This window comes from Ferrimonas lipolytica (assembly GCF_012295575.1).
In the GTDB taxonomy this organism is placed as follows: Bacteria; Pseudomonadota; Gammaproteobacteria; order Enterobacterales; family Shewanellaceae; genus Ferrimonas; species Ferrimonas lipolytica.
Genome location: NZ_CP051180.1, coordinates 173,277 through 196,081 on the forward strand (window position 1 = coordinate 173,277; position 22,805 = coordinate 196,081).

Consider the following 22,805-nt stretch of genomic DNA (forward strand, 5'->3'; position numbering starts at 1 on the left):
GGTAGTCGCGTTCCTGCGGCCAGAATCAGTTAATTTGAGGCGATCTTAGCGATGGCTTCGATAGCGCATTGCACCTCATCGGCACGAGTAAAGGCGCCGACACTTAAACGTACAGTGCCATTAGGGAAGGTCCCCATGGTTTGATGCGATGCCGGCGCACAGTGCAGGCCAGTACGGCAATATATCTGGTGGTCGTAGGCTAGTTGCTCGTCTATCTCGCCGTTGTCTTTGCCGTCGATAAGCAGCGACACCACCCCAACTCGCGGTTGGTCAGCAGCAGGACCAAGTACCGAGACTCCAGGGATCTGCTTTAGACCTGCAATCAACTGTGCAGTAAGGCATTGTTCGTGTTGGTTAATGGTGTCGACCCCGGTATGCTCGAGCCAATCCAATGCGGCATTTAGACCAGCAATACCCGGCAGGTTAGGGGTACCGCTCTCTAGCGCATCCGGTAGAGTTTGTGGCTGTATTTCGAGCTCTGAATTACTGCCGGTGCCGCCACAAATAAGTGGGGTGATATTGGCATCTTGGGCGCGAGCGTTGAGCACCAAGCCGCCGATCCCCATCGGTCCCAGTAATCCTTTATGGCCAGTAAAGGCCAGCAAATCGACGTTGCTGCTGCTCATGTTAATTGGTGTACAGCCAGCGGTTTGGGCACTGTCGATAAGAAACAAGCAGTTTTGTTGGCGACACAAGGCGCCAATCTCCGCAATGGGCTGCACAGTACCAAAGGTGTTGGAACCGTGATTGATGGCAACTAGGCGTGTAGTGGCAGAGATTGCCGCGTTGATGGCATCAACGTCGATAATTCCAGTTTGAGGATCACATTCAATAACCGTTACCACTACACCGTTTTGCTCCAACTGGCGCAGCGGCCGCATCATGGCGTTGTGTTCCATGCTGCTAACTATCACCTCATCCCCGCTTTGAAGCAGCCCTTTGAGGGCAAGATTCAGGGATTCGGTGATATTGGCGGTAAACACCGCATGGGCTGTGGGCTCAGCGTGAAAAAACTGCAACAATTTTTGGCGCGTGTCGAAGATAAGTCGGGCCCCAGCGTTGGCCAATGGGTGACTGGCGCGGCCAGGGTTAGCGCAACCATCGCTGATAAAGTGCATCATTGCGTCAACGACCGTTGCCGGTTTGGGGTTACTGGTGGCAGCATGATCTAAGTAAATCATAATGTTCGCTTCTTCCTTGGCAGTTCACTGGCCAACACGATCAAATTTCAACTGCACAATTGTGGCCACCGGCTCTAATTTGTCATTAATACAGTCATTAGTCAGTCTGCAAAACCCGATTCGAAGTTGATTTTATCTTGTTGATTAATATAAGTATTATTCTGGTTGTCGAGACTGTCAAGTGAGCTTAAACTGGCTTGGGGTATTAAGTTTTTCTTCAAGTTGATGTTGCTGCGGAGTGTGTCGCAATGGCTGTTGTTACTGTGAAGTTAGCGCTCTCTATCAACACCAAATTGAGGCTAAAAAATGATAACGGTTGTAGCTGCAACTAGCTGCACTTGAGGTAAAAGTCAGTCGAATTGAAAATCTGCTGCGGTCGCCATAGTGTTTTTACGACTGATACAGGACCGGTTATGGCCCAGTCAGCGTCGTTTCACTACCGAAGCGCATAAAATCCGTGCAATCTTATGTTGTTTTCCCTTCTATACCTCGCAAAAGCTGGTTTGCAACTAACGGTTGCGGATATACTTATCCGTTTAAATAAGCCGCTAAAAACTGCCGCGTTGACGCAACGATGCGCCCGGCATAAGTCTGACAATTCAGGATGACCGCATGCACATGACCACCGCCGAGATCCGCGAAGCGTTTCTTGAATACTTTCGTTCTCAAGGCCACGAACGCGTGGCGTCTAGCTCGTTAGTACCACACAATGATCCTACCCTGCTGTTCACCAACGCAGGCATGAACCAATTTAAGGATTGTTTCCTTGGTGCTGAACAACGTAATTACACTCGTGCGACCTCAGCCCAGCGCTGTGTTCGTGCCGGTGGTAAGCATAACGATCTAGAAAACGTTGGTTTTACTGCGCGTCACCACACCTTCTTTGAAATGCTGGGGAACTTCAGTTTTGGTGATTACTTCAAGCGCGAAGCGATCAAGTATGCGTGGGGCTTCCTAACTGAAGAGTTGAAGCTGCCAAAAGAGAAGCTGTGCGTAACGGTTTATGAAACCGATGATGAAGCGTTTGAGATTTGGAACAAAGAGATTGGTGTTCCAGCAAAAGACATTATCCGCATAGGCGATAACAAAGGCGCTGCTTACGCTTCTGATAACTTCTGGCAGATGGGTGATACTGGCCCTTGTGGTCCATGTACTGAAATCTTCTACGATCACGGCGAGCAACACTGGGGCGGTCGCCCTGGTACGCCAGAGGAAGATGGCGATCGTTTCATCGAGATTTGGAACATCGTATTTATGCAGTTTAACCGTCAAGCGGATGGCACCATGGAACCGCTGCCTAAGCCTGCGGTTGATACCGGCATGGGCATCGAGCGTGTTGCTGCTATTAAGCAGGGCGGTCACTCCAACTACGATATTGATATCTTCCAGACGTTAATTAAAGACGCTGCTGCTGTGGTTGGTACCGACGCGCTGGATAACAAGTCGCTGCGGGTAATTGCCGATCACATCCGCTCTTGTTCCTTCCTGATCGTTGATGGCGTAATGCCTTCTAACGAAGGTCGTGGTTACGTGTTGCGCCGCATTATCCGTCGCGCTGTACGTCACGGTAACAAGCTGGGGGCCACCGATACCTTCTTCCATAAATTGGTAGGCCCACTGGCCGCAGTAATGGGTAGTGCCGGTAGCGAGCTCAAGGCTCAACAAGCGATGGTTGAGAAAGTACTGCGTATTGAAGAGGAAAACTTTGGTCGTACCCTAGAGCGCGGACTAAAGATTCTTTCAGATGCACTGGAAAACCTAGACGGCAAAGTGTTGGACGGTACAACTGTATTTAAGTTGTACGATACCTATGGTTTCCCAGCGGATCTTACCAACGATGTGGCGCGTGAGCAGGGCTTCGAGATTGACGAAGATGGCTTTAAAGCCGAGATGGAAGCACAGCGCCAGCGTGCTCGCGAGGCCGGTAAGTTCAGCGTTAATTACGCTAACGTAACCAGCATCGATGCTAAAAGTGAGTTCACCGGTTATGACAATATCGAGCAGTGGGCCAAAGTGGTTGCCATCTATAAAGAGGGTGAGTCCGTAGGCCAGCTGCAAGAAGGTGAAGAGGGTCAGGTGATCCTAGACAACACCAGCTTCTACGCTGAGAGCGGCGGCCAAGTGGGTGATACCGGTGAGCTGATTATGCAAGACGGCGCATTCACCGTTACTGACACCAAGAAGTCCGGCGACGCTATCATGCACATCGGTTACGTCTCCGGTGGTGAGATCCACGTTGGTGAAGAGCTGACTGCCTCCATTAATCAGGAGCGTCGTCAGGCGATTAAGCTGAATCACAGCGCCACCCACTTGCTCCACGCGGCGCTACGCAAAGTATTGGGTGAGCACGTAACCCAGAAGGGCTCCCAATGCTCCTTCGATGGTTTGCGTTTTGACTTTAGCCATTTCGAAGGCGTGACCGTATCTCAAATGCGTACCGTCGAGGCGATGGTAAATGACCAGATCCGCGCTAACCATGAAGTAGGCACCCGCTTGATGGATATTGAAGCGGCGAAAGAAGCTGGCGCCATGGCGCTGTTTGGTGAGAAGTACGACGACGAAGTGCGTGTTGTTGGCATGGGCGAGTTCTCCACTGAACTGTGTGGTGGTACTCACGTTAACCGCACCGGTGATATTGGCTTCTTCAAGATTATCTCCGAAGGCGGTATCGCTGCCGGTATCCGTCGTATCGAAGCGATCTCTGGTGAAGGCGCTATCGATGCCATGCATCAACTGGGAGAGCGTTTAGATAGCCTTTCTGGGGTCTTGAAGTCTGACAGCAAAAATTTGGCTGATGCCGCTCGAAACATGATTGAGCGCACAAAGTGGCTGGAAAAAGAGGTCGAGCGTCTGGCCGGCAAGTTGGCGGGGCATGAAGTCGCGTTGCTAGCAGATGATGCACAGGAGATTGGTGGCGTTAAAGTGGTTGTTGCGAAGGCCGATGGTATCGACTCTAAAGCACTACGAAGCACCATGGATCAGCTTAAAGTTAAACTTGGCAGCGGCATCGCGGTATTGGCTGTGATTGCTGATGGTAAGGTCACCATCGCGGCCGGCGTTACCAAAGATCTAATCGGCAAAGTAAAAGCTGGTGAGTTGGTTAACGTGGTTGCGACTGCCGTTGGCGGTAAAGGCGGTGGTCGACCAGATATGGCGATGGCTGGTGGTAGCGATATAGCGGCACTACCGGCTGCACTGGAAAGTGCCCAAGCCTGGTTGTCTGATAAGTTGTAATCAGTGGCATTATACGTACAAAAGTTCGGTGGCACCTCGGTGGGCTCGTTAGAGCGCATTGAGGCTGTTGCTGATCGTATCGCTCGAGCATCACGCAGTGGCGATAAAATCGTGGTAGTGCTTTCGGCTATGGCAGGGGAGACTAACCGTCTGCTCAATTTGGCTCACAGTGTTGCTGCAGAGCCAGATCCGCGTGAATTGGATATGCTGGTCAGTACCGGCGAGCAGATCTCGATTTCATTGATGGCAATGGCGCTGCATAAGCGTGGCATTAGCGCCCAAGCAATCTTAGGCGACCAAGCGCAGATCCTAACCAATGACCACCACGGCAAAGCACGCATTCAGCATGTTGCTACCGACAACCTAAACAACCTCTTGGGATTAGGCATTATCCCAATTGTTGCAGGGTTTCAGGGGCGAAGTGAGTCTGGTCAGCTGACGACCTTGGGTCGCGGTGGCAGTGACACCACCGCAGTGGCGATTGCTGCCGCGCTCAAGGCCGATGAATGCCAAATCTATACCGATGTCGATGGTGTCTACACTACCGACCCAAGGGTTGAGCCTAAAGCGCGTAAAATGGATTTCATCACCTTTGAAGAGATGATGGAGCTGTCCAGTTTAGGCGCTAAGGTGTTACAAATCCGCTCGGTAGAGTATGCAGGTCGCTATAATGTACCTTTAAGGGTTCTATCTAGCTTCGGCGACGGCGAGGGCACATTGATCATGTACGATCAGAACAGCGATAAAGTGCCTTTGGTATCGGGTATCGCATTCAATCGAGATGAAGCTAGTCTAACCTTAGTAGGTGTGCCAGACGAAGCTAATGTGGCGGCGCAAATATTGACTCCGATCAGTGACTCCGGCATTGATGTTGATATGATTGTGCACACGACTACGGTGGCCGGCTGTGCCGACTTTACCTTTACTGTGCATCGAAATGACTTTTCTCAGGCTAAGGCGTTGCTTTCCCCAGTTGCTAAGAAATTAGGAGCTCAGCACGTGAAATCTGATAACGGTCTATGTAAGGTGTCAGTTGTCGGTGTTGGTATGAAAAATCACTCTGGCGTTGCCAGCCGGATGTTCCAAACTCTGGGGCAGGAAGGCATCAGCGTACAGCTGATTTCAACGTCAGAGATTAAGATTTCAGTGGCAATTGAAGAAAAGTATCTAGAATTGGCAGTTCGTAGCCTACATAGTGCTTTTGATCTTGCTGAAAAAACATAAATCTATTGCGGATGACTATAGATTTAATCACATCTAACTTTATAATATCGTTAAAAGATTCTACCGCCTTTGCGGAATGAGTTAGAGAAATAGGAGCAAAGAATGCTGATTTTGACTCGCCGTGTGGGCGAAACGTTAATGATCGGTGACGAAGTTACTGTCACTGTATTGGGTGTGAAAGGGAATCAAGTCCGAATCGGTGTGAATGCCCCTAAGGAAGTTTCCGTTCACCGTGAAGAGATCTACATGCGGATCCAAGCGGAGAAAGAAGGCGGAAATAGCACTAGCGGCAATTTCTAATTTAAGAAAAGCCGATGCGATAGCATCGGCTTTTTTGTATCTATAGACCCGTCACCCCATCGACGTATGAGGCTCCCCCTCATTAGTTGTAAGCTCGCTGTGCTTATGGGCGCGAAATCTCTTTGTTGTCTCTGCACCACACCGCCTAAAACAATTGCACTTGCGCAGTGACCATTATCATCTAGCCGATTACCTAGCCATAATTGCAGAATATGAACTACTAACCTGTCAACGCAGCTTAGGAAACTCTCGAGTTACGACAGCTCAATCTATCGAGGTTCATCCTTTACTTGAGTCAAGCAGGACGGCGATTGGATGCGTTATGGCCAGCGGTATCGCTGCAAGAGATTAACAAACTGCGACAGCGAATGACGATAGTGGCATTTTAAATCGTCATTACTCGTGTGAGATGGCAGCCGATCTGCCTCAGTGGCGGAATTTGAGCTAGATAAATCTCAAGCTTAAGCTTCGATAGGCTAGGGTTTGATAGAGCGGAAATGGCCCATTTTCACTCAAGTTGCCGATAGCTTAGACAGGTTGCTGAAAAAGCATGCGAACGAACGTTTTTGTGATAAAAAAGGGTTTGACTTATTTTCATCAAAACGTACTATACGTCCCGCAACGGAGAGATGGCCGAGTGGCTGAAGGCGCGCCCCTGCTAAGGGCGTATATCGTAAGGTATCGAGGGTTCGAATCCCTCTCTCTCCGCCATTTTTAAGAGAAGCCGCGCATAGCGCGGCTTCTTCTTTTGTCCTAACAGGGTCAACCCTTTAGGGTAATTAAGTCGGAACCAACGGTTTTTTACTTAATTGTTTAGCCTATAATTGGCTACCTCAAGTTGGTGAGGTAAAATACCACACCCCGCGCTCATAGCTCAGCTGGATAGAGTACCTGGCTACGAACCAGGCGGTCGGAGGTTCGAATCCTCCTGAGCGCGCCATTTTCAAACTGTGTATCAGTCTTCGTCGTCGAAGTAAAAAGACCACTGCGCGCTCATAGCTCAGCTGGATAGAGTACCTGGCTACGAACCAGGCGGTCGGAGGTTCGAATCCTCCTGAGCGCGCCATTTTTCAAACTGTGTATCAGTCTTCGTCGTCGAAGTAAAAAGACCACTGCGCGCTCATAGCTCAGCTGGATAGAGTACCTGGCTACGAACCAGGCGGTCGGAGGTTCGAATCCTCCTGAGCGCGCCATTTTTCAAACTGTGTATCAGTCTTCATCGTCGAAGTAAAAAGACCACTGCGCGCTCATAGCTCAGCTGGATAGAGTACCTGGCTACGAACCAGGCGGTCGGAGGTTCGAATCCTCCTGAGCGCGCCATTTTCAAACTGTGTATCAGTCTTCATCGTCGAAGTAAAAAGACCACTGCGCGCTCATAGCTCAGCTGGATAGAGTACCTGGCTACGAACCAGGCGGTCGGAGGTTCGAATCCTCCTGAGCGCGCCATTTTCAAACTGTGTATCAGTCTTCGTCGTCGAAGTAAAAAGACCACTGCGCGCTCATAGCTCAGCTGGATAGAGTACCTGGCTACGAACCAGGCGGTCGGAGGTTCGAATCCTCCTGAGCGCGCCATATAAAAGCAAAAACCCAGCCTCTGGCTGGGTTTTTTGCTATCTGGAGAAAAGGCAAAAGCGGCTAGCGGTTAGTCAACCACAGCATCAGCCCCATAAAGGCGAGGATCCCGCCGCTTAAGCTAAGAATATAGACATAGCCCTGCTGACCTTGCTTAAAACTGTAACCCTTGCTTCTTAAATACAAGTGCCACAAAAAGCAAAGAACTAAGGGGATTAAGAAAAGTCTCGCTATCATTCTATTTTGCCTCACTTTTGTTTTAACTTTAGCGGTAAAGTCGACGGTAATCTAGACAACGACGATCTTGGTAATCGATCACATACGTAGGTGGTTATAATTGATACACTGCGGAGTCGGTGAGGGTTCACCCCGAACGGACCAACTTTTTCTGTTTAGTGCGTAATCGTGATTTAATTGTGGTTTAGTTTTGGTGTTGATGTGATGACCTTCTAGGTTAGTTGGTTTGATTGCCTTTACTATCACTAGTGGAGTGAGCGTTGTTGGCCTAGAGCTTCACCGTAAATTTTTGGTGGTCGCGACGAAGCGGCTGCCCCAATACATATATTTGCTGCTTTCAACACTTGCGATAAGCGATGGAAATAGCGCCTTGAGGGATTGATGTGCAACTAACTAGCTTTAGTGATTTTGCGTTTCGTGCTCTGTTGTATCTCGGTACGCTTCCAGAAGGGGAGCTAACCAGCATCAGCAAGGTAACTGAAGTGTATGGCGTTTCTCGTAACCACATGGTTAAGGTCATCAACAAACTTGGTCATGCGGGCTTCGTTACCACTATCCGTGGTAAAAACGGCGGCATCAAGTTAGCTAAGCAGCCGGAAGATATTCGGTTGGGCGATGTTGTACGTGCATTAGAACCACTGAAGCTGATCGACTGCTCCAATCCATTTTGTCATATCGTTCCAGCGTGTAAGCTGAAAAACGTATTGGCAGAAGCGGGTGAGTCATTTTTGCAAACGCTCGATAGTTACACTCTTGCGGATATGCTGTCATCACAACGAGATGAATTAGTGGCGTTGCTACAGCCGCAATAACACCTTATGAGTTACACCTTTACTGGTCTTTTTGTGGCCGCTTTTGTTTCGGCAAGCCTTGCTCCCGGTGGCTCTGAAGCGGCATTAATCTATCTACTCCAACAATCCCCCCATCAAATCGCCACCTTGGTGGCTATTGCAACCATTGGTAACACTTTAGGTTCGCTCACCAGCTATGCCCTCGGTCGCTGGGTCCATCGTAGTAAGCCCCCAGAGAAATTATTAAAAGGTAAAGAAAACAAAGCGCTATCTATCGTTCAACGCTATGGGCAATGGTCGCTGTTGTTGGCTTGGCTACCGTTGATCGGCGATGCACTGCCATTACTCGCAGGCTGGTTTCGCTTTAATCTACTATCCAGTACTCTGTTAATTCTGCTCGGCAAACTGTTGCGATATCTTGTGCTTAGCGCTTTGACGTTAGGAGTACTGCAACAGCTTTAGTGTGTTTTACATGGAGGCTTTATGCGCCCTTTGCGTACGTTTTTGGCTACTGCGGTGGCATCAGCAATTTTTTTAACTGGCTGTGCCAGTCAACAATCCCCCGTTCTGCCCAATGGCGTCACCTTTATTGAACAAAGCAGTGCCGACAGCAATGCCATCCACATTCCATATCAAAAGTATCAACTCGATAACGGCTTAACGGTATTACTTAGCCCTGATAGCTCCGATCCCCTAGTGCATGTTGATGTGACCTACCACGTAGGTTCAGCGCGAGAGCAGTTAGGTAAGTCCGGTTTTGCTCATTTCTTTGAACATATGATGTTCCAAGGCTCAGCTAACGTTGCCGATGAACAGCACTTCAAGGTGGTTACCGAAGCCGGCGGTACCTTGAATGGCACCACTAATACCGATCGCACCAATTATTACGAAACCGTACCGGCCAACCAACTTGAAAAAATGCTGTGGTTGGAAGCTGATCGAATGGGCTTTTTACTGCCAGCAGTGACGGAACAAGCTTTTGAAATTCAGCGGGAAACGGTAAAGAACGAACGTGGCCAGCGAGTCGATAACCGCCCATACGGGCGACTGTGGGAGCGGGTTAATCAAGCGATGTATCCGCAGGACCACCCTTACTCGTGGCCGGTTATTGGCTGGCTGGATGATCTTGATCGTGGCACCGTTGCGGATCTACGCCAGTTCTTTCAGCGTTGGTATGGCCCGAATAATGCCACCCTAACCATTGGCGGCGATATCGACCCAGCCCAAACGCTGGCGTGGGTAAATCGTTACTTTGGTTCTATTCCGGCTGGACCGGCGGTTGTGGATGCTGCGAAACAACCGGCGACGCTGGATGTGGATCGCTATATTTCAATGGAAGATAAGGTCCACCTGCCTCTGCTCTATATTGGTATTCCTACCGTTTATGCGCGCCACGAAGATGAAGCCGCGCTGGATCTATTGGCGAAGATCCTCGGCGGCGGAAAAACCTCGATATTCTACAAAAACATGGTCGAAAACGGCTTTGCAGTACAAGCGCAAGTAGGGCACCCGTGTCGAGAGTTAGCCTGTGAGCTAACGCTGTTTGCTATTGCCAACCCTTCGAAAGGGGCCGAGTTGAGCAAGCTTGAAGGGATTGTCCGTGAGTCGATTGCTGAGTTTGAACGTCGTGGCGTTACCGCTGAGGACTTAGCCAAAGCTAAGGTGCAGAATGAAGCCAGAACCTTGTATGGCCTGCAAAGCGTTAGCGGCAAAGTCAGTACCCTTGCCTACAATCAAACTTTTTTTGGCCAGCCGGATCTGACCGAGGTTGATCTGCAGCGCTATAACAACGTTACTGAAGCGGATGTACTGCGTGTCTTTAACACCTACGTTAAAGATAAAGCGGCAGTGATCATGAGCATCGTTCCTGAAGGTCAGCGTGAGCTGATTGCGGCTGAAGACAATTGGCAGCCACAGCCGATAACGGCGGATATGAGTAGTCTGGGAATGCCGCAGCAACAAGTGGTTATAACTGATAGCTTTGATCGCAGTCAGGTGCCGGAGGCGGGACCGAACCCAGTGATCACAATGCCAAGCCTGTGGCGTCAAAATTTAGCTAATGGCATTGAGGTTATTGGCTCTCAGTCGACAGAAACCCCGACTACCGAAATCTTAATCGCACTTAACGGTGGCAACCGCTTGTTAGACCCAGCACAAGCTGGGTTAGCACAGTTAACAGCCGCGATGATGGCAGAATCAACGGAATCGTTAACCAGTTCTGAGTTTGTGCAAGAGCTGGAGAAGTTGGGCTCGTCGATTAGCATCAGTAGCAGCGGTTATCGAACCTATGTGTCGGTTAGTTCGCTCAGTCGCAATGTTGACCCAACCTTAGCATTGTTGCAGCAACGCTTATGGCACAGCGCCTTTAACGCCACCGATTTCGAACGGGTAAAGGGGCATCATCTGCAGAATATTCAGCAGAATGCCAATCGCCCTGAATGGTTAGCGGGAGCGGCCTGGGCCAAACTCACTAATGGTGAAGATAACCCTCAAGGTTGGCCTCAAGCCGGCACCCTTGCAACGGTGCAAGCACTGACCTTAGCTGACGTTAAAGCATTCTATCAGCGCCAATTTTCTGCTGGTAATGCCTCGGTGGTGGCGGTTTCTGATCTGCCGCAAGCGGAGATTATTACCAAGTTGGCTTTCTTAGGACAGTGGCAAGGTGAGGCTACGCCACTGCCACCGTTGCAGCCGTTGCCAACAATTCAGCCCAAGATCTATCTGCTTGATAAGCCCGGAGCTGCTCAATCGGTGATCCGCATTGGCAAGCGCAGCAACAAGTTTGATGCCACCGGTGAGCATTTCCTCGCGGGATTGATGAACTACCCGCTAGGCGGAGCCTTCAATAGCCGTATCAACCTTAATCTACGTGAAGATAAGGGTTATACCTATGGGGCACGCACCGGCTTTAGCGCAGGGCCAGAACTGGGGCAGTTTGTTGCCAGTGCGAGTGTAAGAGCGGATGTGACTGCCGAATCGGTACAGGAGTTTATTACTGAGATTCAGCGTTATCACGATAACGGCATTAGCGCGGATGAATTGGCCTTTATGAAGGCATCAATTAGTCAGCGTGATGCACTAAAATTTGAGACGCCAGCCCAGAAGGCACGCTTCTTAGGTAAGATCCTACGTTACGACTTAGATGACGACTTCGTACAGCAACAGGCTGATATTGTTAACAACGTAACAGTTGAACAGCTCAATAGGCTTGCTAACAAAGAGCTAAAGCTGGAACAGATGGCGATTTTGGTGGTTGGCGATAAAGCCAGCAATCTAGAAAACCTTCAACAGTTAGGCTATGAAGTGATCGAGTTAACCCTGTAAACTAACGGCTATAGTGCAACTCATTAACAACGGGTGGCTTTTGCCACCTGTTTTTTTCTGACATAAAGAGAATTGGATTGAGCAATTTTACTCAGGCCGTGGATACCCTCCGGCAGCCTCAGTGGCAGGGAGCTTTAACTCAGCTCACCCGCGGGATCGAGCGCGAAGCGCTGCGGATAGATAGTAACTGCCATCTGGCCCAAGATCCCCACAATCCTGCGCTAGGTTCAGCCTTAACGCACCCGTGGATCACCACCGATTTTAGTGAATCGCTGTTAGAGATGATCACCCCGGTCTACCAAGAACCGGACCAGTTGCTGCAACATTTATCAGACGCCCACACCTTTGTCTTAAAGAACATTGGTGAGCAGCGCTTGTGGCCACTATCTATGCCGTGTTTCCTCGGTGAGGATGATGGTGCGATCCCAATTGCGCAGTATGGTACATCGCATATTGGACGGATGAAGACCACCTATCGTATTGGTTTACATAACCGTTATGGTTCGCAGATGCAGGCGATTTCAGGCCTTCATTTTAACTTCTCTTTGCCGTCAGCGCTGTGGCCAGCATTAGGAATCGCCAGCGACGACCAAGCTGCCATTACCGACCGCTACTTTTCGCTGTTGCGTTACTTCCGCCGTAAAGCGTGGGTACTGGCATACCTGTTTGGCGCCTCGCCGTCACTGTGTAAGTCGTTTTTAGGCGATACTAAGTCATCGCTGCCGTTTGTTGAGAGCCATGGCACCGTCTACCTACCTTATGCTACCTCGCTACGGATGAGCGATTTGGGTTACACCAACTCCGCTCAAGATGCGTTGTCGGTGAGCTTGAATGGATTAGAGGATTACGTTCGCGATCTCAAGCATGCCATTAGTGTTCCCTCTGCCGAGTACGCTGAGATTGGTGTGAAGGTTGATGGCGAGTATCGCCAACTCAATAGTAATGTGCTGCAGATTGAGAACGAGCTGTACGCTTCGATGCGCCCAAAACGTACCGCCGACAGCGGTGAAACGCCGTCAGATGCTCTAGCTCGCGGTGGTATTGAGTACGTTGAAGTACGTGCCCTCGATATCAATCCGTTTGCTGCCGTAGGTATCGATCGCAGCCAAGTGCTGCTGCTGGATCTGTTCCTGCTTGATGGGTTACTGCTGCCAACCGAGCCTTTGACTGAAGCCAGTGATGCGGAGAGTGCCGCTAATTTCGAAGATGTCGTGCTCGATGGCCGCCGCCCAGATAAAACCTTGCAGTATCGTGGTGAGCCACGGGCTCTGAGTGATTGGATGAGTGAGCTGTTTGAGCGTTGGGCTCAACTGGCGCCGATTCTGGATGCTGCTAATGGTGATAACCGCTACAGCGATGCGCTGCAGCAGTGGCAGGGATGTGCGACTGATCCTACCCAAACACTATCTGCTAAGGTATTGGATATCAGCTTGCGAGAAGGCCATGGTCACTGGGCTGGTAAATTGGCAGATAAGCATCGTGAAACCTTGCTCAATCGAGATTTTCAGCGTCTCACTGCTCAGCAGTTGGAGCAAGCGGTAGTAGATTCACATGCCCAGCAAGCGGCAATCGAGGCGGCTGATAGCGGCAGTTTTGACCAGTTCTTAGTGGACTACTTCGCCCAATAAGAAGCCGATGACTGCAGTAACCATTGGCTGGATATAAAAATCCCCCGAGTGTTGAGCTCGGGGGATTTTTTTGGCTGTTTACCAACTAAGTGTTGTTCTAACCAATACCGTTAAGCATCGGCTAGGCGCGTCCAGAGACCAGGGGGAAAGCGCTAACACCATTGATTTTCTGATGCATTGGAGTGATCCCGCGAAACATTTTGGACCGCGTTCTAAGGCAAAGGGAGGGGCCAAAGGGGGACGAAGCTCTCCCCTAATGCATACAAGAATGTGCCGTCGCCACCGCAACATCCTCCCCTAAAGCAGCGCAATCGGTACAGCCGAAGACTAAAGATAAACTTCAGCAGTTAACTACGACACAGCCATTTTTTATGGCGTGTTTTTAGCTGTTAGGCTAGGGCGACCGAACCGCCTAAGGCTAAAAATACTACCGCACAGGCGCGATTAAAGCGTCGCTGTGAGGTTGGGTGTGCCAAGCTGTTGGCTAAGCGGCAACCGCCCATTGCAACCAGATTGAGGATAATAAAGTCCACAGCGGTGAAGGTTAGGCACAACACTGTTAACTGTGGCAGCAGTGGTTGATCCGCATGTAGGAACTGGGGGAATAACGCAGCAAAGAAGATGAGCCCTTTGGGGTTACTGATACCAATCATCACCGTTTTCAGAAACAGCTTTAGCGGCTCACACTCTTGCTCGGCAAAACTGTTGCACGAACAATCGTTGGTTTTAGCGCGCCAAGCACTAACACCTAACCAGATCAGATAGGCAGCACCGGCAACCTTCAACATCTCAAACAGGACTGGTTGGCTACTCAGCAAAGCGCCTACCCCAGTGGCTGATAGAGCCATTACAATCAAACCCGCTAGATTGGAGCCTATAACGGTGAAAAGTGCCTTACCGTGACCATAGCGAACGCTGGTGGATAGCGTCATCAAGGTCATCGGCCCAGGGGCCGCCAACAACACCACAATGGTGGCTAGGTAGACAAGATACAGCTCTAACGACATAAGTTATTCGCGCTTTGAAAAACGAAGGCCGCATTAGAACAGTGTGTTCACCATCTGTAAAGTGGATGAACTCCTAGTTTTTGCCGAAAAAACTGTCATATTTTATTGCCACGAAGGAACTCACATTTTGGCTACTTAAGATGAGGTAAATCTCACTAAAAAGCGTTGAAATGTGATGTGTTGGGCAATTTTTTTTGCGAGACAAAAAAAACGAGAAATGCCCTGCCAGGTCGTTTCTCGTAAAATCTTGGAGGATAATGATGATGAACTGGAATTCCGGTTCATTATGTAGGACTCGGAGCCTTTCAATTAGTTCAATGAACAGGCACAATTTTTAAATTATTTTGCTTCAAGATATAGAACTGCGTGAAATACATACAAAAAATAAAAATTATTTGCAGCTCATTGGTGTTGGGAGTCCTGTTAACTGGTTGTGCTACAGCGCCACCGCAAGACCCAGAAAACATCTGTAGCATTTTTAAGGAAAATCGAGATTGGTATGAAGCCTCGATTAACACCAAGGAAAAGTGGGGGGTTCCCGTCCACGTTCCTATTGCGATGATGTATCAAGAGAGCTCGTTTAAGCATAACGCCCGCCCGCCGATGGAGTACTTCCTTGGCTTTATTCCTATTGGTCGCGCTTCAAGCGCCTATGGTTACGCTCAAGCAAAAACCATGACCTGGGATGATTACGTTCGTGAGACTGGCAACAGTTGGTCTAGCCGCAGCGACTTTGATGATGCTCACGACTTTATGGGTTGGTTTATCTATAAAACCAATAAGATTAATGGTGTGTCGAAGTGGGACGCTTATGGTCAATACCTTAATTATCACGAAGGTTGGGGCGGTTATAAGCGTGGCAGCTACAACGCTAAGCCGTGGCTGGTAAAGGTATCCCGCAAGGTTGATGCTCGGGCTAAACGTTACGCTGGCCAGTTCCGTCAGTGTGAAGAGGAGCTATCACACGGTTGGCTATGGCGCCTGTTCTTCGGCTGAGCAATTAGAGCGACAAAAAAGGGCTGTGTCGTAGCTAGCTGTTGAAGTTTATCTTAAGCTTTCGGCTTCACCGATTGCGGTGTTTTTAGGTGACTATGTCGCGGTGGCGACGGCACCAAAAGGGGAGCTTCGCTGGACTGCTCCAATGCGGGAGAAGATCAATAGCGGTAGTGCTTTACCCTTGGTATCAAAACTTGCCTAGCCGCTGCTTTAACTGTATTCCAAAGAACAACACTTAATTGGTACACAGCCCAAAAAAGGCCGCCCCAAGTATGCTCAGGGCGGCCTTTTGCTGTTTCAGCGGCGATGTTAGCTTTGCTTAAAGAACTCGGTTGCACGCTTGACGATGCCAGCAGCATCAATCTCAAGCACTGCGTGCATCTCTTCTTGCGAGCCCTGTTCAATAAAGCGGTCCGGCAAACCTAGCTGCAGTACTGGTTTAGCTACGCCTTGGGCCATCATCGATTCGATTACCGCAGTGCCAGCACCACCCATAATGGCGTTCTCTTCCAAGGTGATTAATTGGCTGTGGGATTCAGCAATCTGCTTCACCATCGCCTCATCAAGCGGCTTGATAAAGCGCATGTTGACCACGGTCGCGTCCAGCTGCTCTGCTGCCTCTAGGGCGTACGCGAGCATAGTGCCAAAGCTAAAGATGGCTAAGCCACTTTGTCCTTGGCGACGGATCTCTGCTTTACCAATCTCCATTGCCGTCATCTGTGCTTGCAGTGGTGTACCCATACCGTTACCTCGAGGGTAGCGAACCGCAGCAGGGCTTTGCATCTTGTGGCCAGTGTACAGCATCTGACGACACTCATTTTCGTCGGCAGGTGCCATTAAGGTCAGATTAGGAATACAGCGTAGGAACGACATATCAAAAGCACCTTGGTGCGTTTGACCATCGGCACCCACCAATCCACCACGGTCGATAGCAAACAATACCGGCAGATCCATAATACAAACATCATGGATCAGCTGGTCGTAGCCGCGTTGAAGGAAGGTCGAGTAGATCGCAACTACCGGGTTGAGCTTTTCACAGGCAAAACCGGCAGCCAGAGTTACCGCGTGCTGCTCAGCAATAGCGGCATCGAAGTACTGCTCCGGGAAACGTTGAGAAAACTCAACCATGCCCGAACCTTCACGCATTGCCGGAGTAATCGCTACCAAATCGCTGTCTTGTTCTGCCATATCGCAGAGCCAGTCACCAAATACTTTAGAGAAGGTCGGATGGCCCGGCTTAGATTTAGGCAGCTTCGACAGTTCTGGATCGAACTTAGGTACACCGTGATAGCTGATCGGATCCTGCTCTGCCGGGCTATAGCCTTTGCCCTTTTTGGTCATAATGTGCAGGATTTGCGGCCCTTTCAGGTTACGCATGTTGCTTAAGGTGCTCACCAAACCATCTACATCGTGACCATCAATTGGGCCGATGTAGTTGAAGCCGAGCTCCTCAAACAGGGTGCCCGGAACCACCATGCCTTTTAAGTGCTCCTCGGCACGACGTGCCAGCTCCTTAATTGGTGGCATGGTACTCAGTACCTTCTTCCCACCTTCGCGAATGGTGGTGTAAAGGCTACCGGACATGATCCGTGCCATGTGGTTATTAAGCGCACCAACGTTTTCCGAAATCGACATCTCGTTGTCGTTGATGATCACCAGCATATCTTTATGGATATCGCCCGCATGATTCATGCCTTCGAAGGCCATACCACCAGTTATGGCACCATCGCCAATAACCGCGACAACCTTACGGCCGAGGGCCTCTTTGTCGGCAGCAATTGCCATACCTAAGGCTGCACTGATAGAGGTACTAGAGTGGCCAACACTGAAGGTGTCGTATTCACTTTCTTCCCGCCATGGGAACGGATGGACCCCATCTTTTTGACGGATGGTGTGCATCTTATCGGCGCGGCCGGTCAGAATTTTATGCGGGTAGGCTTGATGGCCAACGTCCCACACCAATCGGTCGAATGGGGTGTTGTAGACGTAATGGAGGGCGATAGTCAGTTCTACCGTACCTAAACCAGAAGCCAAGTGGCCAGAAGAGCGTCCAACTGAGCGCAGCAAAAATTGGCGGACTTCGTCGGCCAACGGCGTCAATTGTTGAACTGGCAACTTGCGCAGTTGCTCCGGCGTAAGCGCCTCAGACAACAGCGGGAAATCGGAAAGGGCGTTGCTCATTTCGATAGGGTTCGCATACTTAATTTATTATTGGTCGCGCTCGATGATGTATCGAGCAAAACCTTCCAGTTGTTCGCTATTGTATGGCAATTTTGCGATTGCTGTCAGTGCGTCTTGATATAGATTCTGAGCTACATCACGTGCACCATCCAATCCGAGTAGCGATGGATAGGTGCTTTTATCTGCAGCAAGGTCGGAACCTTGGGGCTTGCCGAGCTGTTCGGTATTACCCGTAATATCTAGAACATCATCTTGAACTTGGAACGCTAAGCCAATCTTTTCAGCGTATTCGGTCAGCGATTGATAGTGCTCAACAGCGCATTGCGCAGTAGCTAAGGCGCCTAGCTCCACACTAGCACGGATCAATGCGCCAGTTTTTAGCTGGTGCAAACGAGTCAGTTCTTGCTGTTCAATACGCTTACCGGTGCTGGCTAGATCGATCGCTTGGCCTCCACACATACCAAGATAGCCAGAGGCTTTTGCCAGCACTCTGATCATCGCAATGCGGTTGTGTTCAACCTCAACAGGCAATGGGCAGTTGGCCAGAATTTCAAATGCCATGGTTTGCAGTGCATCACCGGCGAGAATAGCGGTAGCGTCATCAAAGGCGATATGAACCGTTGGTTGGCCCCGACGTAGGTCGTCGTTATCCATTGCCGGTAGATCATCATGGATCAGTGAGTAAGCGTGAATGCACTCTACTGCCGCCGCAATGGGATCCAAGCTTTGCTCAGTGGCACCGAGCATAGTACCAGTGGCGTAAACCAGAAAGGGGCGCACCCGCTTACCACCTAATAAAGAAGCATAACGCATCGCTTCCAGTAGCTTGGGATCGGTAACTGGCAGCGCGGCTAACTGGCTTTCTAAGCTGTGATTAACCCGCTGTTGATAGTGGCTAATGGCCGTTTGCAACATGGTTACTCCTCAGCTTGAAACGGGGTTAGCTCGGGTTGTCCCTGCTGCTCCGTTAAAACTGATACTTGTTGCTCGGCACTGTCTAACTTAGTTTGGCTCGCTCGCACCAAGCTGATGCCGCGCTCAAACTGAGCTAACGCCTTTTCCAAGGGCACGTCGCCGTGCTCTAGGTTAGCCACGATCTGCTCGAGTTCTTGTAAGGATTGCTCAAAGCTTAGATTTTCTGGTTTTTTCGCCACAATAGCTGTTCTCATCCACGTTTGACCGCGCCAAAGGTACTGTTTTGACCCAGTAACTGCAATTAACTGTGTCCCAGCTTGTGAATTTAACCCTCAAGCTTGCGGGGGATCGTTCCGATAAGGAAACTATACCCGATTAATTCGACTGAGTGGTGACCTGAACCTACACCACCAGCAACAATAAGAAAAATTAGGAGCATCTGTGGATCTGGCAACGTTAATTGGCTTGATTGGTGCCTTTGCATTCGTGGTCATGGCCATGTTTGAAGGTGGCGATGTTGGAATTTTCTTGAGTGTTTCAAGTTTCTTTATTGTGTTCTGTGGCTCACTGTTTGTGGTGATGATGAAATACAACATGGGCCAGTTTTTCGGCTCAGTTAAAGTCGCCGCCAAGGCTTTCATGTTCAAAATCGACAAGCCCGATGAGTTGATTGAGCAATCGGTGGCGATGGCCGACTCCGCTCGCAAAGGCGGCTTTTTGGCACTCGAAGAGGTTGAAGTTTCTAACTCTTTCATGAAAAAGGCGATCGATCTTTTGGTTGATGGCCACGACGCTGATGTCGTCCGTGGGGCTTTGAGCAAAGACATTAGCTTAACTATGGAACGCCATAACCTCGGTATTGATTTGTTCCGTAAGCTGGCTGATGTGGCGCCGGCAATGGGAATGATCGGTACCTTGATTGGGTTGGTTGCGATGTTGAACAACATGGATGATCCAAAGTCGATTGGACCTGCGATGGCGATTGCATTGTTAACCACCTTATATGGCGCGATTTTGGCCAACATGGTAGCGATGCCGATTGCCGATAAGCTGGAGCTGCGGATGAATGAAGAGATGCTTAACCGTCGCCTTATCATGGACGCGGTTTTGGCTATTCAAGACGGCCAAAACCCACGGGTAATTGAAGGTTTCCTGAAGAACTACATAAAGGAAAAGTCCCGCGCCCTTGATGTATTGCAAGAGTCATAGCTATGGAAGATATGCCGCAGAAGAAACAGGCCGCAGGATCGCCAGCATGGATGGCGACCTTCGCCGATTTGATGTCGTTGTTGATGTGTTTCTTCGTGCTATTGCTCGCCTTTTCGGAGATGGACGTGCTTAAGTTTAAGCAGGTTGCGGGCTCGATGAAGTACGCCTTTGGGGTACAGAACAAGATTGAAGTGACCGATATCCCCCGCGGCACCTCGGTCATTGCGATGGAGTTTCGTCCGGGACGGCCGGATCCAACCCCTATCGAGGTGTTGAATCAGCAAACCGTCGAGTTCACTGAAGACAGCCTCAACTACCAGCCCGGAGAGTCGTCACGAGTTGGCGGCATGGACGCCGGCGAACAACGTGAGCAGGGCGCATCTAAGTCCGCGAGCGAAGACACCGCCGCAATTAAAACAACCAGCACCAGCGCCGACAATCTTGCGGGTAAACACCAAGATGAATTGGCTAAAAAGGTGGCCGATGAGCTGCAACAGCAGATCATTGATGGTGCCATTGAGGTGGAGTCTCTGGGCCAGCAGATCATTATTCGCATCCAAGAGCAGGGCGCCTTTCCCGCCGCTTCGGCGTTCCTTCAGCCTAAATTCCGCCCGGTGATCCGTAAGATTGGTGAGTTGCTTAATGATGTTCCAGGGATCATTACTATCTCCGGCCATACCGATACCGGCAAGATAAGTAACGAGCTGTATGGCTCTAACTGGGAACTTTCCAGTCAACGGGCGGTGGCGGTAGCGCATGAAATCACCGAGGTTGATGGCTTCGAAGAGCAACGGATGAAGGTACAGGGATTGGCGGAATACCACCCTATCGCCGACAACGATACTTGGGCTGGCCGCAAGCGTAATCGCCGGGTTGAGATTGCCATTGAGCAAGGAAAGGCCAAGGAATCGGAGCCAATTTCAGTACTACCGTAACCACGCTATTGGTATTTTTAGACTGTTATAGCAACTTAAGTGCTGTACTAACTAATACTGTTAAAGCAGCGGCTAGGCGTGTCCCGAGACAAGCGGTTAAGCACTATCGCCATTGTTCTTCTGCTGCATTGGAGCAGTCCAGCGAAGCTCCCCTTGGGGGGCCGTCGCCACCGCGACATAGTCCCCTAAAAGCACCGCAGTCGGTGAAGCCGAAGGCTTAAGATAAACTTCAACAGCTAACTACGACACAGCCTATTTTTAGGGGACTTTTGTCCCCTTTGTTGCATTTCAGCTATGCTGCAAAGTAATACCAAATACGCTGAGTATCTGTGCACTTGGCTAAAGGTATACCCCTTCAGGCTAGGGCGTCAATTGATGCCATAGTGGCTCTAAAGCGAGATTGGTAAGGCACCATCAGTGTGGTATTCGCCGACTTAGAGGGCATCGCTTACAAAGGTTGACTCGTTGTTGTGTGAGCTTACAAGGGAGCAACTATTTAATGCACTTGGTATTGGCGCTAGTGTATACTCCCGCGCCTTAAATAACGCAGTGGCAGGTCCCTCATGAAATTTATCGTTAAGCTGCATCCGGAAGTGATGATCAAGTCAAAGTCGGTGCGAATCCGTTTCTCCAAGCTATTGGTGTCCAACATTCGCAATGTGTTGCGCAAGGTAGATCCGGAAGCAGCGGTAAGCTTTAACTGGGATCACATTGTGGTGAACAGCCGCAATGCCGATGAGCCAATGCGTGATGAGCTGGTTGAACGACTACAATCAATCCCAGGCATCGCGCACTTCTTTGAAGTGACTCAGTACCATTACGAAACCATTGATGACATCTATCAACACGCCCAGAAAGCGTTTGCTGAGCGTTTGGCCGGTAAAACCTTCTGCGTGCGGGTGAAGCGCTCTGGTAAGCAAGAGTTCAGCTCATTAGATGTAGAAAAATACGTTGGTGGCGGCCTTAACCAAAACACCGATGCCGCAGGCGTTAAGTTAAAAGATCCTGACATCACCGTTAGCATTCAAATTGAAGGTGATCTGGCCTATATCATCGAGCGTCGCCATAACGGTCTAGGCGGTATGCCACTGGCTACTCAAGAAGATGTGCTGTCGTTGATCTCCGGTGGTTTCGATTCTGGTGTCTCCAGCTTCTTAACTATCAAACGCGGTTGTCGTACTCACTACTGTTTCTTCAACCTCGGTGGTGCCGATCACGAGCGTGGCGTACAGGAAGTGGCGTACTACCTGTGGTCCAAATTTGGTAACTCCCATAAGGTTCGTTTCCTATCGGTACCATTTGAGCAGGTTGTAGAAGAGATCCTTGAAAAGGTCGACAACGGTCAGATGGGCGTAGTACTGAAGCGGATGATGATGAAGGTCGCAGCCACTTTGGCGGATCGTTACGATATTCCAGCCTTGGTGACCGGTGAGGCGATGGGGCAGGTATCGTCGCAAACTCTAACCAATCTCAACGTCATTGACCGCGCTACCGAAAAGCTTATTCTGCGTCCTCTGATCAATTGGGATAAGCAAGACATCATCGACTTGTCACGCAAGATTGGTACCCTGCCATACGCTGAAGTTATGCCCGAATATTGTGGTGTGATCTCGCAGAAACCAACAGTTAAAGCAGTACTTGCTAAGATTGAAGCTGAAGAAGCTAAATTCTCAGAAGGGTTGGTAGAGCGCGTGGCACAAGAAACGCAATACTTTGATATTCGTGATTTGGCCAACATCGGTAAAACCGCTGCGGTTGAGATCGATACCGTTGCGGCACCAGATGCTGGCGATATCGTTCTGGATATTCGGGCACCTGAAGAGGAAGAGGAAGCGCCTCTGAACATCGAAGGTACCGAAGTTACCGTGTTGCCATTCTTTAAACTGGCGAGCAAGTTTACCGGCTTGGATCAGGATAAAACCTACTTGCTGTACTGTGACCGTGGTGTGATGAGTAAGCTGCAGGCGCTGTACCTGAAAGAGCAGGGCCACAATAACGTTAAGGTATACCGTCCATAACGACGCCATTAACGACAAAGGGCAGCCACTAGGCTGCCCTTTTTTGATCGTAA

The 22,805-nt window shown here is 49.9% G+C and carries 16 protein-coding genes and 7 tRNA genes; 18 read left to right on the top strand and 5 right to left on the bottom strand.

The window, feature by feature from the left end; translation table 11 throughout:
* Positions 1 to 29 precede the first annotated feature (29 nt).
* A complete protein-coding gene (locus HER31_RS00820; protein WP_168658833.1) occupies positions 30 to 1,181 on the bottom strand; it encodes an aminotransferase class V-fold PLP-dependent enzyme in 1,152 nt (383 codons plus the stop codon).
* Between the two features lie 612 nt (positions 1,182 to 1,793).
* Between HER31_RS00820 and alaS the strand changes: the two genes are divergently transcribed.
* The 14 genes from alaS (at position 1,794) to gshA (ending at position 13,491) form a co-directional block, all read left to right on the top strand.
* Positions 1,794 to 4,415, top strand: coding sequence for an alanine--tRNA ligase (gene alaS / locus HER31_RS00825; RefSeq protein ID WP_168658834.1), 2,622 nt, complete (start codon positions 1,794 to 1,796; stop codon positions 4,413 to 4,415).
* 3 nt (positions 4,416 to 4,418) lie between these two features.
* Positions 4,419 to 5,639 (top strand): aspartate kinase, encoded by a 1,221-nt coding sequence (locus tag HER31_RS00830; RefSeq protein ID WP_168658835.1) that lies wholly within the window; start codon positions 4,419 to 4,421, stop codon positions 5,637 to 5,639.
* A gap of 102 nt (positions 5,640 to 5,741) precedes the next feature.
* A complete protein-coding gene (gene csrA / locus HER31_RS00835) occupies positions 5,742 to 5,939 on the top strand; it encodes a carbon storage regulator CsrA (protein ID WP_168658836.1) in 198 nt (65 codons plus the stop codon).
* 623 nt (positions 5,940 to 6,562) lie between these two features.
* Positions 6,563 to 6,650, top strand: a tRNA-Ser gene (locus HER31_RS00840).
* 152 nt (positions 6,651 to 6,802) lie between these two features.
* Positions 6,803 to 6,879 (top strand) — tRNA-Arg (locus HER31_RS00845).
* Between the two features lie 49 nt (positions 6,880 to 6,928).
* Positions 6,929 to 7,005 (top strand) — tRNA-Arg (locus tag HER31_RS00850).
* A 50-nt stretch (positions 7,006 to 7,055) separates the two neighbouring features.
* A tRNA-Arg gene (locus HER31_RS00855) sits at positions 7,056 to 7,132 on the top strand.
* A gap of 50 nt (positions 7,133 to 7,182) precedes the next feature.
* Positions 7,183 to 7,259: transfer RNA gene (locus HER31_RS00860), tRNA-Arg, on the top strand.
* A 49-nt stretch (positions 7,260 to 7,308) separates the two neighbouring features.
* A tRNA-Arg gene (locus tag HER31_RS00865) sits at positions 7,309 to 7,385 on the top strand.
* A gap of 49 nt (positions 7,386 to 7,434) precedes the next feature.
* A tRNA-Arg gene (locus tag HER31_RS00870) sits at positions 7,435 to 7,511 on the top strand.
* A 620-nt stretch (positions 7,512 to 8,131) separates the two neighbouring features.
* Positions 8,132 to 8,560: a nitric oxide-sensing transcriptional repressor NsrR gene (nsrR, locus tag HER31_RS00875; protein ID WP_168658837.1), complete on the top strand. Its 429-nt coding sequence runs from the start codon at positions 8,132 to 8,134 to the stop codon at positions 8,558 to 8,560.
* A gap of 6 nt (positions 8,561 to 8,566) precedes the next feature.
* Positions 8,567 to 9,001 carry a YqaA family protein gene (locus HER31_RS00880; RefSeq protein ID WP_168658838.1) on the top strand — a complete coding sequence of 145 codons (435 nt, stop codon included), beginning with the start codon at positions 8,567 to 8,569 and terminating at the stop codon, positions 8,999 to 9,001.
* Between the two features lie 21 nt (positions 9,002 to 9,022).
* Entirely contained in the window at positions 9,023 to 11,863 is a 2,841-nt protein-coding gene (locus HER31_RS00885) for a M16 family metallopeptidase (protein ID WP_168658839.1), read from the top strand.
* A gap of 77 nt (positions 11,864 to 11,940) precedes the next feature.
* Complete coding sequence (gshA, locus tag HER31_RS00890) at positions 11,941 to 13,491, top strand: glutamate--cysteine ligase (RefSeq protein ID WP_168658840.1); 1,551 nt, start codon at positions 11,941 to 11,943, stop codon at positions 13,489 to 13,491.
* A gap of 389 nt (positions 13,492 to 13,880) precedes the next feature.
* Here gshA and HER31_RS00895 read toward each other — a convergent pair whose 3' ends face one another.
* Entirely contained in the window at positions 13,881 to 14,498 is a 618-nt protein-coding gene (locus HER31_RS00895; RefSeq protein ID WP_168658841.1) for a LysE family translocator, read from the bottom strand.
* Positions 14,499 to 14,864: 366 nt separating this feature from the next.
* On the opposite strand from HER31_RS00895, the gene HER31_RS00900 reads away from it, so the two are divergent.
* Entirely contained in the window at positions 14,865 to 15,494 is a 630-nt protein-coding gene (locus tag HER31_RS00900) for a transglycosylase SLT domain-containing protein (protein ID WP_238786870.1), read from the top strand.
* A gap of 309 nt (positions 15,495 to 15,803) precedes the next feature.
* Here the strand turns inward: HER31_RS00900 and dxs are convergent, their stop codons facing one another.
* From dxs to xseB, 3 genes are read right to left on the bottom strand one after another with little or no spacing between them, the layout of a single operon-like run.
* Complete coding sequence (gene dxs, locus HER31_RS00905) at positions 15,804 to 17,675, bottom strand: 1-deoxy-D-xylulose-5-phosphate synthase (protein WP_168658842.1); 1,872 nt, start codon at positions 17,673 to 17,675, stop codon at positions 15,804 to 15,806.
* A gap of 27 nt (positions 17,676 to 17,702) precedes the next feature.
* Entirely contained in the window at positions 17,703 to 18,590 is an 888-nt protein-coding gene (ispA, locus tag HER31_RS00910) for a (2E,6E)-farnesyl diphosphate synthase (RefSeq protein ID WP_168658843.1), read from the bottom strand.
* Between the two features lie 2 nt (positions 18,591 to 18,592).
* Positions 18,593 to 18,829 carry an exodeoxyribonuclease VII small subunit gene (gene xseB / locus HER31_RS00915; RefSeq protein ID WP_168658844.1) on the bottom strand — a complete coding sequence of 79 codons (237 nt, stop codon included), beginning with the start codon at positions 18,827 to 18,829 and terminating at the stop codon, positions 18,593 to 18,595.
* Positions 18,830 to 19,031: 202 nt separating this feature from the next.
* Here xseB and pomA point away from each other — a divergent pair, with 202 nt between their 5' ends.
* The 3 genes from pomA to thiI all read left to right on the top strand — a co-directional run bounded on the left by pomA (position 19,032) and on the right by thiI (position 22,752).
* Positions 19,032 to 19,799, top strand: a complete 768-nt coding sequence (pomA, locus tag HER31_RS00920) for a flagellar motor protein PomA (RefSeq protein ID WP_168658845.1) — start codon at positions 19,032 to 19,034, stop codon at positions 19,797 to 19,799.
* A 2-nt stretch (positions 19,800 to 19,801) separates the two neighbouring features.
* A complete protein-coding gene (locus tag HER31_RS00925) occupies positions 19,802 to 20,734 on the top strand; it encodes a flagellar motor protein MotB (protein WP_168658846.1) in 933 nt (310 codons plus the stop codon).
* Between the two features lie 563 nt (positions 20,735 to 21,297).
* The gene (thiI, locus tag HER31_RS00930; protein WP_168658847.1) at positions 21,298 to 22,752 is read left to right on the top strand and encodes a tRNA uracil 4-sulfurtransferase ThiI; all 1,455 of its coding nucleotides are present in this window, start codon (positions 21,298 to 21,300) and stop codon (positions 22,750 to 22,752) included.
* Positions 22,753 to 22,805 lie beyond the last annotated feature (53 nt).